This is a genomic window from Candidatus Edwardsbacteria bacterium RifOxyA12_full_54_48 (assembly GCA_001777915.1).
Lineage (GTDB): Bacteria > Edwardsbacteria > AC1 > AC1 > EtOH8 > UBA2226.
In genome coordinates this window covers 1-16,934 of record MFFN01000005.1, presented here as the reverse complement: position 1 = coordinate 16,934, position 16,934 = coordinate 1, and the positions used below count along the sequence as shown (strand labels likewise).

Below are 16,934 nucleotides of genomic sequence, written 5' to 3'. Positions count from 1 at the left end.
TTTATGCCATATCCCTAAACTCTTTTAAGGTTAATACCTGTACCTTGGAATAAATTGATTCTTCGAGATCTCTAGAAAAGGCCTCCTGAAATATTTGTTTCTTGGCCATTGCTCTGGTTTCATCCTCGACGATGGATTTGCCTTCTTTGCTGATCGCCACGACGATAATCTGCACTTTTTCATAACCAGCATTGATGTTTCTCACGATATTTCTTATTTCACCATCGCTGGTTGTCGTGAATGAAACCTCTACAGCAATTAGCTTTTTGTCTTCGTCAGAAACTGCTAGGTCGCAATCAAAGCCCTTGTTTTTACCCTCGATTTCCACCTGGTATTGAGATTCATAAAACGGTTTTATCAGCTTATTGACGATCAATGAATGAAGAAATCCTGATTTCCCCTCGATAATCCTTACCGGTTTATAACCATTCCCAATAAGGTAATCCTTGCCTGCTGATGCAATCCCGAGACATGACGATTTTGAACCCCGACCTTTCTTGAGTTTTATTTTGTACTCAACAACATAATCCTGATCTATAAGCAATTTCTTGATTCTGTCAGCTTCTGCAATGCTTTCCCCAAATTTAAGATCAGCTAATCTTTCAGTAAATTGCAGAAATGGTTTTTCTGAAATATTTATCAAGAATTCGTGGATTTTCTTGTTATCATTCATAGCCACTTCTCGCTTAATCTCTGTCATTGGTTTTGGCTTTTCCTTTTCTCCCAATATCTGATTGATTATTCTTATCCTTTCCTCCTCGGGAATAGGTTGGCAATCATATTTTTCATGAACCGGCTCAAAGATATTTTCAGTAATTGGACCGTTACTTATTCTGAACTCTGGGACAGTTATCTTAAACACAGGTGTTCCCGGCCTGGAATCAAGTTTGACCAATGCTTCACCGATATTAAGATTATCAGCCATTTGAATCTCATCTTCAGATAACATCATTGAATCACGAAGAAACTTTAACTCCGTCGAATCTATTTTGAAAAGGATTTTGGATCCGACCATGGTCCTTGCACCATGTGATAAAGCGCTATAGCTTTGGTTGGCCAGTATCTGCCATATTCCTGTTGACCTAGTCATTCGTATATATTCCTCCAAGGGGCTTATGCCAGTAAATGTCTGTATCTTTTCACTGCTGTAATAATGCTGGGCTTCGTCAAAACATAAAACCCACGAAGCATCCTCATCCCGGCCTTGGGCAATTTGATAATGGAATACCTTGGCAACGAATGATTCCACAATAAGCTTCGAGGTAAAATCATCTGTCCGGGAAAGGTCGATCCCGATGAATCTTTTCTTCCGGTATATATCAAAAGGAATTCCTTGACGATAACTAAAACCTTTTTGTTGATTCATTAAACACATTTCCAATCGAAACTCTCCCCTGGAATAATAATCTGCCTTAACGTGTTCGTCATAACGACGGGGACGCAATTCAACAAGACGGGGATATATATCAAATAAACAGGGATTTACTCCCTCTGGTAAATATTGTTTAGCTTTATACGCACCAGCTATTAGGGCATTGCCTGCTTCGAAACGGATACCAAGGCTCGGTAAAAGGACGTTGCAAATAATCCTGTACCACTCCTGGTGATTGATACTTTGATGAGGTGGACAGAATGGGTTGTCACAGAGGTTCTTCTCCGGGCTGAGAAATAAGATTTGACTTTTATCAAGCACCTGAAGCAAGTACGGGTAAAGACACTTTTCACTGCCCTTTTTATCAAAGAACACTACTGTAGCGTCTGTATTTTTAAGGAAACCGTCGACCAGCACCCGGCAGGCATTTGTTTTTCCAGTTCCAGGCAGTCCCAAAACCAAGGCATTCTTCGGAGCATCGCTTGGTCGTAGCCCGAAAAGAAGTTCACTATTGCTTACAAATCCCAGCGGAATTTGACCTTGGATGTTATCAGCGATTAAACGCTGTTGCCTTATCTCCTGAATCTGCTGATAACGGGCCATTACCTCTCCAGCCCTGATTGCTGATTCATTAGGGCCTTGAAAATACCGTCGTGGTGATCGGTTATTATCTGAGAAGAAGCCCATTGCTACGCCTTCCTGTAAAAAGCCTGTATACCCAGCTCTTGTTGGCGCGGATGTCACTCAGCATATTCTCGAGTAAGACCCTGGTATTGTCAGAAAAACTGGGATTTGTCTGTTCATTTCGCAATAATTGACGAAGCACTATCTCCGCGCAATTATCCCGGTGAAAAAAGTAGTTCTTCCCGTCTATCGGAATAATCGTATGCAGGTTCGGCAGTATCGGGGCTGAACAAAGCGAGCAAACTAGGAAGTGGTTTTCACAACAAGCCGTGCCATTGGGAAAAACCCGAATCTTTGTGTCCTTTGTAGGAACGCATCCGCAGGCCAAGGGAGTGGCAACATCACGCACTATGGTCTTTGTATTTCCCTCCTCCGGATTGAGTACTGTCTGCGTTTCCTCCCCGCCCAATGTAACCTTTTCCCCATTGGGCTGTATGATTTCACTAACCCTGACATGAGTTTCGTTGAAGTTGGGCTCCGGTGTTTGCCCTCTCCTGTTGCCCCAGTCAGGTCCCTGATAATCAAAGTATCTCATGACCTTTCTCCTCATTTAGTCCAGAAATGTCTGGCATTTTCCGGATGGTTGATATCTTTTAGCCCATATCGTTTGATTAATTCTTTTGCTCTGGCTATTTCATCATCGGTATTTTTCCTTTTAAAAACCATTTTATGGTCATCCTGAAAATCATTCAGCAGGCTGACATAAAAGTCATGACGGGAAAGCATTTTTACGATTTCTTGTCCACAGCAATCGACATGGTCAGGCAAAAGAAGCCAACGGATTATCTTTTTCCCGGGAAGTTTATCCAGACATTCCAAGGTTTCTTTGGTGAAGTAATTATGATTCAAGCAACCTGCAAGGGAGTGTGCACAGCTATCATTTCCAAATTTAATATCCACCAAAAAGACATCGGCGATTCCATCTAATAGTTTCCAGGCATTTTGAGTTGCATGGCTGTTACTACTACATACTATCGGGTGATTCATAGTGCCTGGAGCCTGATTTAAAACATTAAGGATTGACAGCAAATGTGGTGTTGGATCACCAGCAGCGTTAAATTCAATTGTTTGGCAATTTCTATAAGCAATCTCTTTCCAAATGTCCGATCCCAGCAGCTTTCCTTCTTTTGTGCCGTTATTGATATTAAGGTAATCTGACGCATGGCAAAATGAACAATTCCAGGAGCAACCCCAAAGAGCAATGCCGGCAGCTGGATTTATAACCGGCTCCTCTCCGATCAATGATCCCCAGTAATCGTAATATGTCTCAACACCCACTCCGCATTTACCTTTTTCTTGGTATCTGTTGACTTTGCAGAGATGTCCACACACTTCGCATTTTTCGTAAAGCCTTTTGCATATTTCGATTTTAAGATCGAGGAGAGATATTCCCTGGTCTTTAAATGATTTTGAATCATGAACCTGCCAGAGCTTATCCAAGGTCATTTTTTTAGATTCATCTATTGTTATCCCGACGAGAAGCCTTCTGGTTTGTTGGAATAAGGGACTAAATGATGACGGGTGACGGATGCTCTCACAATGGTAATCCTGGCCAAGTTGCCGCATAAGCGGTTCCACTACTTCTCGTGTCGGCGGATATATTTTTACTTTCCCGCCATCCTCTATGAATACTCTATGATTCATAACCAACCTCTTAATTATTGATTTGAGGCAGATACTCTTATATAACTACCTCGATATTATTGATTTGTATATTTAAGCTCGACCTGATTCATTACGACTACGATATATCAGAGAGCGCCAATATTCCAATCGTTGCATTTGCTGATAATTTAATCCCTGATTATATTGGCGCATTGCAGTATCTTTCACTGGTAGACCTTGACCCAACATTAACAGGACGATTATATATTTGAATATAATCATGTCCTCGCGGCGGATTAAACAATATTTATTCAGGTAATACAACCTGGCACAGATTTCAGCATTGCTCACCGGGATGCATTGCGGATAGAAAGAATGCACGATTAAAAGATACTCCCGTTGGGATTCGATCTCACGGCACAACCAGGGTGGCAATACCCCTGACCCTCTCGATTCATTTGTTGCCTGTTCATACTTGTTCATGTTTTACCTCCTCGTAGAATATTGATCTTTTCCTTGGGAATACTGAACGTAAACTCTATGACTTCCCCTGTTTTCTCGGGAAGAAGCTTAATCCCCTGGGACTGATAGCCGAGTTGCTGAGCTTTAATCTCGATAAACTTGGCAATTTCAACATCACTCGGACGGACCTTATGGGCGGTTTCTTTTATTATCGTCGGCTTTTTAACCTGCATATGGTTTGGCATCGCCGCTGATGATATCAAACCCGTCGAATACTGTCTTGGCTTTAGAAAATCATTATAAGCAGAGCAACTAAGCTGAAGCATCTTTGTGGCTTCTCGACCAACGGCTTCTATTAAGCTGACCGCGATGTTGAATAAAACCGTATCTTCAAGCCGTATTTCATAATTCTTTGACATGGTTAAATCCCCCTTTCCAGATATTGTTTTATCTCGAATGACATGCTGATATCGTGGCCCAGAATGAGTACCTCAGAAGCCCTGCTGTCTGCAAACACTTTTTCCCACGCTTCGGTTTGGCTTTTGGCAGAAATAATATTCTTTTTGTCAGAATTTGAAAATAACGTGATTACCCTGACGCTGTCCAATTCAGGTGCCGGTGTTTGTCTATTGATATTGTCCGAAAGGTCACTGAACAGAAAAAGATATTTGTCATACCCTTCTCTTCTTGACTTGTAAATAGCTTGCGCTCGATGCAAAGCGCCAAGTACATCTGAATTATTGGAGCAAGGCCCGGCTAATATATCTGAGATACTTTTCTTGACATCATCCCGCGATTTATAGTCGTCAAGCAGGTTATAAATATCTGCTTCATCTTGCCTGGGCAGAATGTAAAGAAGTTGTTTGTCGCTATAAGATTTGCCATTGATGAATAAACAGTAGAAATGATCCTCTGGACCAAGAAAATCAATCAACTCGTTTACCTTTGTAAGAGTATTATCCTGCTCTTGTTTAAATGAATATGACTGATCAATTACTGCGACTATTAATTTGGGTTTATTTACCGGAAGAGTGCAACCAGAAAGAAATATACTCAATATAAAAATTACAATCATTGAAATAATCCTGTAATCAGGTTGCCTTTTTCTTACGGATTCCTTGATCAAATCAACAGCTCCGTTGAGGATAGCTACCGGAATGCCTATTATGGCCTGCACTCCTTCGACCAATTTGGATAAAAGAACCAAGAAAAATAAAAGCAGGGATATCGGAACAAAAACAATTCCTGTCAAGATTTGGGCGGTTTGCTTTAAGAACTGGTTAAACCCTAAATGAGCGCAAATTCCGGCGCACAAGATTCCCCAGACAAGAAACATCATCGACAACATTCCGGTTTTGCTTGTCAGATTATTAGGTAAAACATAATTATGATTTGCAATCGCCCGATTTACCTCTGAAAACCATTGTGAAGAATAATAGCGCATTAAAGCCATAATAATGAGCATACCCAACGCCGCAACAACGACTGATATGAAAGTCATTTGTTCAATTAAATGAGGATATCTGTTTGCAATATAAGAAAAGGCAAAATGGAAGAGCAACGTGAGCATAAGAACTAAAACCAGAGCGATACAAGAATACAGATAATTAGAAATGAAATAATCCACTGGTTGAATGCCTGTTTTGAAAAGCTGAAGCGTCTTCTCGGAAACAATTATTTTAAGGGATACTTCTGTAAGCAATGCATCCATTAGGGACCATGTAATTGATCCCAGGGTGAAAAGCGCAGAGAGAATATATCTTATTAGCCCTGGAGGTTCAGGTTTTAAAATATATTGCTTGAGATTTTCACGAAAGCCTTCGATAAGAGAGCCAAAATATTGAATAATGCTTAATATTGGAGCAAACAACATCGAGGGAAGATTTCTGCCGGCCGCAACGATTGCCGCCAGCGTGAGAAGGATTAGGATTGTGGTCATGGGAATCTCCTTTCTTAGATTTGAATAAATTGTATTTCAAATAATATCATTTTGCACTAAGGGGGTACTTACCATCTACTTATAATTTACTTATAAACAAAAAACCCCGCTAAAAGCGGGGTTTTCGTAAATATATTTATATATAATAGTGTTGTACTAAATTGATGACAAAAATAACAGCACCCAAGGGAAAAATTCATGGCATTATGGTTGATGGATACATACCTAATGATAATACCCTCGAGAATTTAATATACAAATTAAACGATTCTGAATCTATTACCAATTACGAAAAAAATAAATTACTCCGAAAAATACCTTTCATAAATAATAATTCTAGATTCTACCTATTTTATAAGCTAGTTTATTATGCTACAACAAGAACATATTGCCCTTTTGTTAATGAACAGGTTCCCTTTAATACCATGCTGGGTCTCAAAAAACAAAATATCCCATGCCTACAATCTTATTATGTCATCGGTAACAATCGACCGAGCCTGATAAATTGGACCAGATCCCATTTAAAGGGAAAAAAAGCAAAAGAAATCCAATCTATTTTAAAATTAGAATATACTGACATTGAAAGACAGGCATTAGATAAGCAATATATTCAAAATGAAATTATCTCCGGATGCGGGAAATTAAATGAATGCTGTAATTATTGGATAAAATATCTTGATTTTAAAATTAAGAGAAATAGCTTGTTTATAAACTCGAATACGTTTTCTAATATCTGTAAAATAAAACTTGAACATTCTATTGCACAATGGTTACATTATTTTGATTCACGTTGATGTTTTTATTTTTAAATTATAATAGTACTTATCAAATATTACGCAATATTTTATATCTTCTTTAATCATATAGCCAATACCTGGGTTGGGTATTATGTATTTGTTATACACCTTTTTGCCCATTTTGTAACTAATTTCACTCATCCATTGATGGACATTATTATTATCTACTGCTTTTGTTGGTGCACAATATACTAATTCCTCATATTTGCATCCAATAGGGTATTTTATTAATAACAGCGTTAGAACATGAACCAACGTTGGAGTAAATTTTATTTGTGTCCTATCAATCCATACTTGATATCTTGATTGATCAACCCATATATTATATATATTTTTGTTTTTTAAATTATTATCACCCATATATCGTTTAGGTGTATTATTTTCATGGGTGATAATGTAATATTCATTGTTTAAGCATATCTTTGCTGATATATTTCCGGTAATTTTATCTGCATTTCCAGAAGGGGATAAATACTTATGCAAACGATTTTGGGATGACTTAATATCTATAATACCCTTACTAATTGAAGATAACAAACAATGGTTTATGTCTATTTTCAAGAGCGCATTATTATATATTTCGTCATTAAGGCCTTTTAAATATGTCTTTATTTTAAAAACCAATTCTTTCTCTTTTCCACTTGTCATGGCAGATTTGTTTTTGGCAATGTCATGAACAATAGTTTCAAGAGTATTGACCGATTCAAATTTTATATCGATATTATATTTAATAATTATTTTTTTTATAATGTTAATAATATCTATATAAACTAATCTTGTAGAATTATCATAAGTATTAAGTTGCTTTACTATTTCTTCTTTTAGACTTTCTGTTAAATTGAGCGATCTATACGTTTCCTTAGTAAAATCCTTAAATATTATTTCTATCACTCTTGTCAAATATTTCTTCTCTGACCATTCAGGATTTAAGTATTTTTTTACTACGGTGTAAAGAAGGGTGATACAAAATACTTTGGAAATTATTATCATCGGATATGGCAACAGAGTATTGTTTTTAATAAAACATTTAAGACACACATTAAATTCATCTTTAAATAAAGCGGTTATATCATTTTCTACAACCTTAATAAAATTATATATATCTATTAAATTATTGTTCTTATTTGAGTATAAATCAATTTTATTATCGATATTAATTAAACAATATAAAAACCAATATATACAATTCTTGTTTCTTTTTAATTCTTCGTTTAATCTGTTTATATTAAATACATTGTCGTAAGAATTAATATTGTTACTTATTTTCCATAACGCATAACATTTTAAAAGATGGAGTTGGGCCTTTTTAAAGTTCTTTTCATTCCAATAATACTTCAATAATAATTCATGGGCTAATCTCTCGGATAAAATAGCAGTATATATGTATTCATCGCATAAACCCCCTTTTTTGATTTGATTTGCAACATATCTTTTTCGTCTAGCAATATAATAACAGCAACAACATGCTTCCTTAATGGAATTATTATCTAGATAGATACCATATAATATTTCAAGTGGCGTTATGATAGTTATATCAGCATACACCCAACGCAATAGCGCTTCTTTTTTCTTTTTATCGTTTTTATCATATATGTCAAGTAGTCTTTGATATGCGTCCTCGTTTTTATTATATATTTCAAGTGCTTTGTGGGCCAATGTCAGGGATTCGTTTATATCACAATTCACATTTGCAAGCTTGCTGTAAATTCTAGATAATGATTCATATTTATATTCATCATGTCTAATTCTTTTTAAATCATTTTTATTTTCATATAATTCAATGCCCCTGAATATTAAATCTAAATCTGCCAGATAATTTAATACTTCATTAAATGAATGGTTCTTAATAATTGTATAAGCTGCAAGGGTTGATTTATTTGCTTTATTTACATTTAGTATATTTTTATTCTCTTCAAACAATGCTTTTGCAATGTATAGCACTCCCAATAAAAACATTATTGTATATGTATTATGCTTTTTACTTAATAACAAACATATCCTTATTGCTTCACTATATTTTCCATTGCTATATAGCTCGGGAATTACTGAAAGTTCTTTATAATATTCATTCTTGATCAACATATTAAAATACCTTTTGCTTGTCTTTTCCCCAAACCTTAACATTGTGTTTTATATATCCTGGTTCTTTTGTGTCTAGTTTTTCTTTTCTACTATGTGCCTTACCTAATTCAATGGGTGGCCATTCATTAATAACCCATAACTCCGGATATACCGATTTATTCATTCTTTCCGTTATCATATATTTCCAACTAATCTGTTCATCAAAACGGAAGCCACTGATTTTACCTTCTGCATCTATATATAATATTCCTTTTACTTTGATCCACAGAACAACACCCTTGTTTTTTAAATTAAGTACGACTGGAACCTCAAATAATCCTTCTTTTGTTTTTATTTCATCAATATTTCCGTCAGCTAACGGTCCGTATATAAACCCTTTAATATATTTATTGATAGCTTCCTTTTTTATGCATACTGCTTCTAGCAAATAAACCGACCGATCTAATTCTTCATTCAATAAATCATTAAGGAAATAATCTTCCATACTAATATTTAGATATTTGGTAATATTTTCTAGTGATATAATCGCCTGACCTATATGTGAAGCACGTTTTCCGAAATCATCAATCTTTAAAAATGGTTCGCCATCTAATTCAAATTTAGCCCCCTCATTTAGTAATTTTAAAAACGCTAACATATCATGATTGCTTCCCAAAGACATTGTACTGTCAAATAAACAACATTCCAACTCGTGAATAAATATATCTCCCTTCTTTCTCCGGTCAGAGATTCTAAGGCTTAATCCTATCGGATGCGTGAATGCTCTTTCGTCCCTTAATCGTCGATATATAAACTTTTCCGAAGCCTTAATCCCGTTATATTCCACGGTTAGATTAGCTTCTTTTTCACTACCCCCACTTATGTAGACCTCACCATCAACCAAATCTAAGATTTTATATATTTCAGGGTCAATATCAACTCCAGGTAATTCATGGGGCTGTTTCCCTTGTTCAAATATAAGCGATCTAACTTCTGAAAATAATTCAGGTTGTATATTCAATACAGAATTTATCCAGGGCAAATCGATAATAGCATAACTACTATCTCTAGATTGATGCATAGTTACTGTTGCGCCAGGTATTGCTTGATTTATTTGTTTTTCGTTTTTATAAAGCATTAATCCATGTATCACACCAGGTTTTGTATGGTATGTGAGAAGCTCATCAAAAATATTAAAATCACTTTCCATTTCATCGAGATTAATGGAATAGGTGCTATTGCCAGACCCAATAAAATCTATTAACTTATCAATAAATTCTTTATTAAGAAATCGATAATGAACCATACGGTTTATAATGTTAACGCCAATAAGACATGTTGCATTGCTTTGACGCAATAGATTTTCTGCATCTATTTTATTAAGCGTTATTCTCTTTTTACTGCTGCCCTCAATAGATCGGACTTGAACCATTAAAGTATGACCGGTGATTTCATTTGCTCTATTAACAAATGGGTTGAATACTTGGCAAAAATAATCAATCCCATAATCTTCCTCTGCTTTATTTGTCGTCAATCTGCGATTTGTAGCCCAATCTTCAAATATTTTTTCACCTTTTATACCAATAAGCTGACTTGGTGAACGCCTTTTCCCCCTGCTCATACTAACCTCATGTTAAATAATGCATAATGGGCTGCGTCAGCAGCCCATTAATATATCGTTACTTTAGTTGATTCGGGGTTCCTTCTGAGTTGGTTGTTGCCCAACTGGTCACTTCTGCAACCATTAAACCATCGTCAGAATCAATAAATTGCTTAAAATAATCCCTCAACCCTTCCGAAGTTATATTGATTCTATTAAAACACCATAATGATTTCAGGATTCTTACTGCATTGAATTTATTCAACTCATCGTAGAGCTTCTGATAGTCCCGGTCCTTTCTGAGATCATATTCTAAGAAATAGAGCGCCATTTCATTCTCCCTTAAACAATATATTAGATCTTTAAGGATTTAATTATTTTATCAAGCGTTTCTTTTGATAATTTATGATTACAATATTTATTCTTGATAAAATAATATTGTTCAAATAATAAATCATTCTTTTTTATTCCAATATATTTATGGCCTTCCTTTTGTATAATGACATTTGACCCGCTTCCGATATAACTGCCTGATATTATTAGTACAGCTAATTTATCATATTTATATACAATATCTTCAATTCTTGATATTGTGCCCCTGTAATCGCGCGTTCTAAATAAATCATTACTTTCAATAATGATTATTCCAGGTTTATCAATAGGTAATTGTTCTTGTTCTTTAAACACCTTTGCCTCTAATCTGCGAAAATGATTGACTTCATCGTCTGGACCAGAAAATTGACCTGGTTGTGTTCTATACCTCTTTGCCCAGTTTATTAATTTGGGATCATCCTCACTTGGAGCAATAGCAAAATCTAAAATATAAGGGATATGAAGACATTTAAATAAATTATTTGATTTAGAAGAAACAGCAATATCTTTTACTTTACATATAACATCTGCCAAATGTTTATCTGCAAGATATTTATATATACCTCCACAATAACTCATTCCAGGGGCACTGCAAAATACAGCAAACGTTACAGATCTCATAATTTCAAATGCCTTCTCTTCATGAACACTTCTTTTCTGAATAGATACTTCAATTACAAATGTTTCGCCATTCTCCTTGTTAATAACCTTAATATCAGGAACTTTTTTCCCAATCATTTCATCGATTGATATTTCAAAACCCATTCTAGATAATTTATCAGCATACTTTAAAACAGACAAACCCTCATAATATTTATCTGGGTCTTTTAATCTTTTAAGTATACTTCTCTTTTTATCATAATTTAGAGATACATCTATTGCTTTTGCCAACCATATTATCCATCTCCGTGTCCATGCAACCACATTTATCAAGTTAAATGTCATCGGATGATTTTTACTAAACACCATTTCCAAGAAATTTATGCCTAACGTGTTTTGCAATACTTTAAAAGCATCCTGGGATTCTTTTATCTCTTTTTTAGATAACCCCTCTATGTTTTCACAGGAATTAATCATTTTTGCCCAGAGGTCATCTCCCGGCAATCTATCTAATGACGAATTGTATTTTGCATCAATCATTGTAAATACACCTCTAAAAAAATATAAAACGTGATTTATTCCATCGCATTCTTTTCATTAATTGATAAGCTTTTTCATATACATGATCCCAAGTATATTTATTGGGAAGATTTGACTCAACAACGTCTAAACAAATATGCCCGAGGCCAGCACGTAGCCAATCTGTTGCCCTGTGCTGCCCGATTACATTATATTTACCATTAAGCCAACTGCGCAAACCTTCTTCACGGTGATATATGTCAAGTTCGCGATGATTGGCTCCGAATGACCCAACCCCTTTATCCATAAATGTATGGACTACGCCGTATTGGCCATCTGGAAGAAGAACGCCTTTTGAAGATAGAAACAAATCAAATTCTTCATGGTACTTTTTTATAGGCATATAATCTCAGGATTAATGTTTAATATCACTATATTTCCCATTCATCGGGGAAATATTTTTCATAAAATTCTTTTGCCGTCATACGGGCATAATCAATAAACATCTTTTTTTGTATTTGCAAAGCACAATCAATATATTTTCCTATAAATTGTTTAAGAAAGTCATATTGGTAATTAAACAATAAGTATTTATTGTCAATATTTTGTATGCCTTCTTTGGCAATTTCTGATGGTAACTCTAACAATATATTTCTCGCTGCTGGAGCTCCCTGATACGATCCAGACTTTGCTTGATCGATAAGGCTTAATACATACTCACGCCATAATAACCTTGGAACGACAGAAGAATGACGTATTAAAGAAGGAACTATTGCATTAACTTCAGGATATTGATCCCTCTTAATAGTAAGAATAATATCTTCAAAAAAAGCTAATAAAACACCCTCGTAAACACTCGCAATAAGGTCGGGTGAAAATTCCCGTAATATTGCAGCCTTTATTATCGCTGATCCATAAAGAGTGGCTGCTCTTAATACCTGCTCCAACAAGAGGGTTGCTTCATTTTTAGGAAAATCATCGCTTTGTAGTAAACGAGCGAATAGATTAATATCCTGCAGATTGTCTACAATTTTATTTGATAATTCTTCCAATATATATGCACGATCATTTTGACTCAATAATGATAGTTTCCTGGTTGATATCTCCGATGTATCTAGAGATGATTGTATTGAATCAAGAAAACGCTTTGCTGTTAATGACATCGCGGGTCTTACTGGAATTTCATCACGTGGATCGTTTCCATTAGATATATTTCTCTGTGAGCGCTGCGCAAATATTTGCGCATACAATAAACCAGTTTCGACTAAACCGTAAACACGGTCTCTACGTGCAATTAACTCCTGTGGTTGAAATTTATTACCCTTGGGGTGTCGCGGATTATAAGCTCCTATTTCCTGATGACAATCAAGACATACTGGGATTCCATTATCTGCATCATTTAAACCACCTTGCGCTTCATCAATTATATGTGCAGCTTCAATATTTGTACCGCATTGTTTAAGGCAAAGGCAACACAATCTGCCACACCGAACAAACATAGCTGTTTTAGTCTGTATATTAAACGGCATGACCATTCCTTACTTAATCAATTAGAGAAGAGTGATTTATTTATTCTCGTTACTATTTATCTTTTCAATTGCGATTGGAAGTGCGGGGAAGACTGTTTCTTCGGGGAGTTTCTCTGGGATCTTGCCATGTAGCAGCACATGCCGGACAGTACCTTGGATGATGCCTGTGTTCTTATGTATGCTGTCGTAGATTTTAGTACGTTTCTTCCAGGTATTTACATGCGTTTTCACTTCTTTCCTTAATACTTCATAGGCTTCACGACTTTTGTTGATTGAGTCTTGGATCCTGTTCCTGAAATCCTCGGATTGCATGAAATCAAGGAGTGCTTTGCCTTTTGTAGCAAATTCTGATTTGGTTATATTTAAGGTAAATACCTGTACCAGCGTCTCTCTTAAGAATGACGCTATATCAAGGACGCCATAGGGATGGACTATGAAGATATCTTTTTCAATCCAAAATCCCTGCTTATTTTCTTTCGAAGCCCAGGTAACGATTACGCCATAATTAACTATGACCTTTGCCTTATCTCTTATTATCTGATCAATATACTGATTCTTGAAATCCCTTGTTTTCTTACATTCATAGATAATTTTGCCAACTGTTTTTGTTTCAACTTTAACTGTTTGGATTACATCGCCCTTCTTTCCCGTTGATTTAATATCATCATTGGGAAATTTCTTTTTCAGTTGATCTGAAAATAATTTTTCAAAATCAAATCCTTCAAGCTGAGGTGTTGTACCTTTTTTAATCATTTCCTCTAATTGTTTTACCCGTTCGTTAGCTTCATCTCTATCCTTACGTATCTTATCCATCAGAGAAGTTACTTTATCTGTTCTGGCCTTTTGTTTTGCTATGCCTTTTGCAATAGCCTCACTTCTTACACGCTTGAGCTCTATCTGTTTGTCACGTTCAAACCTCTTTCTTAATGTATCCTGCTCTCTCTGGAATTGTTGCTTAAGTTTAAACTCAGATGCAGCTTGTTTGGTTTTAAGATCATCAAGAAGTTTTTTAAGCTTTGCTGTCTTTGCCTTTTCCTGTTCCGAACCTATTTTGATACCTTGTGCTTTTATTTTGCCTAGGGCACTTTTCTTATCTCTTTCGAACCGTTTGCGAAGTGTTGTTTGTTGTTTTGCATATTTGTTTTCAAGTTTCTTCTTTAGTAATGATTCCTTTTCTTTTAATCTATTTTCTGTTTTCTTGATCCTATTACGTTCCAACTGCATTTTCTGTTTGAATTGGGTACGAAGCACCTTCTCTTGAGCACGATACTTTTTCTGTTCTTCTGCGAGTTTCTTGCTTTGTTCCTTTGCCTTGCCTAATTCAATTTCCAACTGCTTCTTATGTTTTTGCTGCTCTTCATAAACACCTACGACCTCAAGCCATTTATCATATGGAAGCATAGTCCCACATAATGGGCAGGGTTTGTATTTTTCTTCTGACATAACAGTACCTAATATATATAATTTATATATTTAGTTATTTTACTCAATGATCGTTAAAATATGCGCTGTACTTGATGCTGTCCTGAATGTGGTCAATTCAATGTTATTAAAATTGTTTGAATTGGAAGATATTGTCTATCCAAGGACGGATAAATTCATATATATTCAAAATAAGCATAGAGCCTGTCGTTGTCTGACTAATAGTGATGCTCGGGACAGCTTCAACTATTGCAGCTATAATTATCCAAATAATTTGAATAATACGTCTTATTGGGTGCGCTGATTTACTACGCCTAAGTTTGATTAATTTATATTTCATTTTATTTAAACGCAGATAGGTACGTGCAATAATAACAAGTAAAACTAATAAAAGACCAAAAAAGATGAATCCTAGCGAATTCAAAGTAGATCCATTATGAATAAGCGATCTATATGTATATGCGTTCAAACAAAGCAATATCGACATAAATGTAACTTTATAAAACGTTTTATTTGTGCCTTCTACCCAGTTGTCAGCTACTTCATAATCACGATGAAATATTCTACTTTTACGGAGCACCCAATAATAACGTCTACATAAATCAATCAAGGCAAATACTATTGTAAATGCAAACCAAAGAGCAAAGAATTGAACCGTGATATATTCTATAAAGAATATTAAGGGGAAATTGCGAAAGAACCAATGTTGCTCAAACAACCTACTAAAAAGAGGATAAATAGGATTGTTTCCGTGTCCAAGACCCAACTCGTTGAATATATAACATAGCTGGAAAACAAGGCTGAGGCAAGATAAAAACAGAACTAATTTATGAGGGTTTATTTTCTCAAATTTCTTTCTCGGAAAGGTTTTTGAAAGATGAAATGAATTTGATGGACCGTATATTTCATCAAGCCTCTGGTAAAGCTCTCTTACAATAGTACTAGCGAGAGCAAAATACAATGGAACAATTATAATATAATTAAATATGTTGAATGGATCTTTAATTCCTAAAAATCCATAAATTAAAGGAATAAACAAGACTAGGAACACCAAGTATTTTATACCTGTAGATGCTTTCCATAAATACAAGAGGCTAAAAGGAATATAAAGGAACAAACGTTCATTTTCTGATTTTTGCTTCACATTAATAACATTGGACATAACTTGCTCTCATATTTAGAATTTATACCATCATCTAGTGATTTAGTAACAGTCCTATTCAAAAATTAAATAATAATTGAGATAGGACGAGGATTATGATTCACATTATATTTCCCAATTTGTTTAAAAATATTAATCTTTTAATTTCACAGTAATATAATAATGCCCGGCAGGCTTTGGTTGAGATAATTTTCTTTCAGAATACCATTTGTGAATTATTTCCTTATATCTTCCTATACCGGCAACAACATGGAGTCGATAGTGCATTTTATTTGCCCGACATTTATCTATAAACAGTTTTTCATTTTTAGAAAGTAACGCACGGAAATTATTAGGCTGGTTCATTGTTCCTTTTATTTCAACATACCTCCTATTATTTCCTTTGTTAGCAACTAAATCGTAAGGTTTTCTTTTTTGAATAACAACTCTCCATCCTCGTTTTCTATACCATTTGTACACAACATTAACCGCTGTGTCTCTGATTTCTGCCTGACCAATTATAATCATTTTCATTCCTTTAAACCTTGTTTGCAAAAATATTATGAACGCTACTGCTCATAAGTTCTGCTGCTTTCCGCAGATCTGCATTCTCGTTTATGTAATTGCTTTAACTGCCTGGTCCTTGGTGTCATAAATGTTTATATCAAAATTGACCTTGCGGGAGGATGTACGCACGTTCATCCTGGACATCGGGTCCCTGCCGTACCGGGCGAAGCAAATGATCGTTCCTTCCAGAAGCTTTTTGACCTGTTCCCCGTAATAATCCTGGACCTTGTGATTGATCTTTAAGCCGTCTATACAGGCAACCAG

Annotated in this window: 15 protein-coding genes and 1 pseudogene; all 16 read right to left on the bottom strand. The window is 35.3% G+C overall.

Features of this window, described 5'->3' with window-relative positions:
* Nucleotide 1: 1 nt before the first annotated feature.
* The 16 genes and pseudogenes from A2273_08525 to A2273_08450 all read right to left on the bottom strand — a co-directional run bounded on the left by A2273_08525 (nt 2) and on the right by A2273_08450 (nt 16,934).
* Nucleotides 2–1,975: a hypothetical protein gene (locus tag A2273_08525; protein ID OGF06976.1), complete on the bottom strand. Its 1,974-nt coding sequence runs from the start codon at nt 1,973–1,975 to the stop codon at nt 2–4.
* 64 nt (nt 1,976–2,039) lie between these two features.
* Complete coding sequence (locus A2273_08520; protein ID OGF06975.1) at nt 2,040–2,591, bottom strand: hypothetical protein; 552 nt, start codon at nt 2,589–2,591, stop codon at nt 2,040–2,042.
* A gap of 11 nt (nt 2,592–2,602) precedes the next feature.
* Nucleotides 2,603–3,700: a hypothetical protein gene (locus tag A2273_08515; GenBank protein ID OGF06974.1), complete on the bottom strand. Its 1,098-nt coding sequence runs from the start codon at nt 3,698–3,700 to the stop codon at nt 2,603–2,605.
* Between the two features lie 72 nt (nt 3,701–3,772).
* On the bottom strand, nt 3,773–4,144 hold the full coding sequence (locus A2273_08510; GenBank protein ID OGF06973.1) for a hypothetical protein: 372 nt from the start codon (nt 4,142–4,144) through the stop codon (nt 3,773–3,775).
* Nucleotides 4,141–4,542: a hypothetical protein gene (locus tag A2273_08505; GenBank protein OGF06972.1), complete on the bottom strand. Its 402-nt coding sequence runs from the start codon at nt 4,540–4,542 to the stop codon at nt 4,141–4,143. Before A2273_08505 ends, A2273_08510 begins: the two co-directional genes overlap by 4 nt.
* A 2-nt stretch (nt 4,543–4,544) precedes the next feature.
* Nucleotides 4,545–6,062: a hypothetical protein gene (locus A2273_08500; protein OGF06971.1), complete on the bottom strand. Its 1,518-nt coding sequence runs from the start codon at nt 6,060–6,062 to the stop codon at nt 4,545–4,547.
* 785 nt (nt 6,063–6,847) lie between these two features.
* Complete coding sequence (locus tag A2273_08495; protein OGF06970.1) at nt 6,848–8,941, bottom strand: hypothetical protein; 2,094 nt, start codon at nt 8,939–8,941, stop codon at nt 6,848–6,850.
* A 1-nt stretch (nt 8,942) separates the two neighbouring features.
* The gene (locus A2273_08490) at nt 8,943–10,541 is read right to left on the bottom strand and encodes a hypothetical protein (GenBank protein OGF06969.1); all 1,599 of its coding nucleotides are present in this window, start codon (nt 10,539–10,541) and stop codon (nt 8,943–8,945) included.
* A 58-nt stretch (nt 10,542–10,599) separates the two neighbouring features.
* On the bottom strand, nt 10,600–10,851 hold the full coding sequence (locus A2273_08485; GenBank protein OGF06968.1) for a hypothetical protein: 252 nt from the start codon (nt 10,849–10,851) through the stop codon (nt 10,600–10,602).
* 23 nt (nt 10,852–10,874) lie between these two features.
* A complete protein-coding gene (locus tag A2273_08480) occupies nt 10,875–12,032 on the bottom strand; it encodes a hypothetical protein (GenBank protein ID OGF06967.1) in 1,158 nt (385 codons plus the stop codon).
* 13 nt (nt 12,033–12,045) lie between these two features.
* A complete protein-coding gene (locus A2273_08475; GenBank protein ID OGF06966.1) occupies nt 12,046–12,414 on the bottom strand; it encodes a hypothetical protein in 369 nt (122 codons plus the stop codon).
* Between the two features lie 28 nt (nt 12,415–12,442).
* Nucleotides 12,443–13,090, bottom strand: a complete 648-nt coding sequence (locus A2273_08470) for a hypothetical protein (protein OGF06965.1) — start codon at nt 13,088–13,090, stop codon at nt 12,443–12,445.
* Between the two features lie 486 nt (nt 13,091–13,576).
* The gene (locus A2273_08465; GenBank protein OGF06964.1) at nt 13,577–14,941 is read right to left on the bottom strand and encodes a hypothetical protein; all 1,365 of its coding nucleotides are present in this window, start codon (nt 14,939–14,941) and stop codon (nt 13,577–13,579) included.
* Nucleotides 14,942–15,089: 148 nt separating this feature from the next.
* Nucleotides 15,090–16,124, bottom strand: coding sequence for a hypothetical protein (locus A2273_08460; GenBank protein ID OGF06963.1), 1,035 nt, complete (start codon nt 16,122–16,124; stop codon nt 15,090–15,092).
* A gap of 132 nt (nt 16,125–16,256) precedes the next feature.
* Nucleotides 16,257–16,631: a hypothetical protein gene (locus A2273_08455; protein ID OGF06962.1), complete on the bottom strand. Its 375-nt coding sequence runs from the start codon at nt 16,629–16,631 to the stop codon at nt 16,257–16,259.
* 87 nt (nt 16,632–16,718) lie between these two features.
* A pseudogene (locus A2273_08450) lies at nt 16,719–16,934 on the bottom strand (hypothetical protein).

Excerpts from the sequence above, each read along its gene's own strand:
- A2273_08485 (OGF06968.1), bottom strand. The coding sequence starts at position 10,851 with ATGGCGCTCTATTTCTTAGAATATGATCTCAGAAAGGACCGGGACTAT.
- A2273_08480 (OGF06967.1), bottom strand. The coding sequence starts at position 12,032 with ATGATTGATGCAAAATACAATTCGTCATTAGATAGATTGCCGGGAGAT.
- A2273_08505 (OGF06972.1), bottom strand. The coding sequence starts at position 4,542 with ATGTCAAAGAATTATGAAATACGGCTTGAAGATACGGTTTTATTCAAC.
- A2273_08465 (OGF06964.1), bottom strand. The coding sequence starts at position 14,941 with ATGCTTCCATATGATAAATGGCTTGAGGTCGTAGGTGTTTATGAAGAG.
- A2273_08490 (OGF06969.1), bottom strand. The coding sequence starts at position 10,541 with ATGAGCAGGGGGAAAAGGCGTTCACCAAGTCAGCTTATTGGTATAAAA.
- A2273_08460 (OGF06963.1), bottom strand. The coding sequence starts at position 16,124 with ATGTCCAATGTTATTAATGTGAAGCAAAAATCAGAAAATGAACGTTTG.
- A2273_08500 (OGF06971.1), bottom strand. The coding sequence starts at position 6,062 with ATGACCACAATCCTAATCCTTCTCACGCTGGCGGCAATCGTTGCGGCC.
- A2273_08495 (OGF06970.1), bottom strand. The coding sequence starts at position 8,941 with ATGTTGATCAAGAATGAATATTATAAAGAACTTTCAGTAATTCCCGAG.
- A2273_08475 (OGF06966.1), bottom strand. The coding sequence starts at position 12,414 with ATGCCTATAAAAAAGTACCATGAAGAATTTGATTTGTTTCTATCTTCA.
- A2273_08455 (OGF06962.1), bottom strand. The coding sequence starts at position 16,631 with ATGATTATAATTGGTCAGGCAGAAATCAGAGACACAGCGGTTAATGTT.
- A2273_08520 (OGF06975.1), bottom strand. The coding sequence starts at position 2,591 with ATGAGATACTTTGATTATCAGGGACCTGACTGGGGCAACAGGAGAGGG.
- A2273_08510 (OGF06973.1), bottom strand. The coding sequence starts at position 4,144 with ATGAACAAGTATGAACAGGCAACAAATGAATCGAGAGGGTCAGGGGTA.
- A2273_08515 (OGF06974.1), bottom strand. The coding sequence starts at position 3,700 with ATGAATCATAGAGTATTCATAGAGGATGGCGGGAAAGTAAAAATATAT.
- A2273_08525 (OGF06976.1), bottom strand. The coding sequence starts at position 1,975 with ATGGCCCGTTATCAGCAGATTCAGGAGATAAGGCAACAGCGTTTAATC.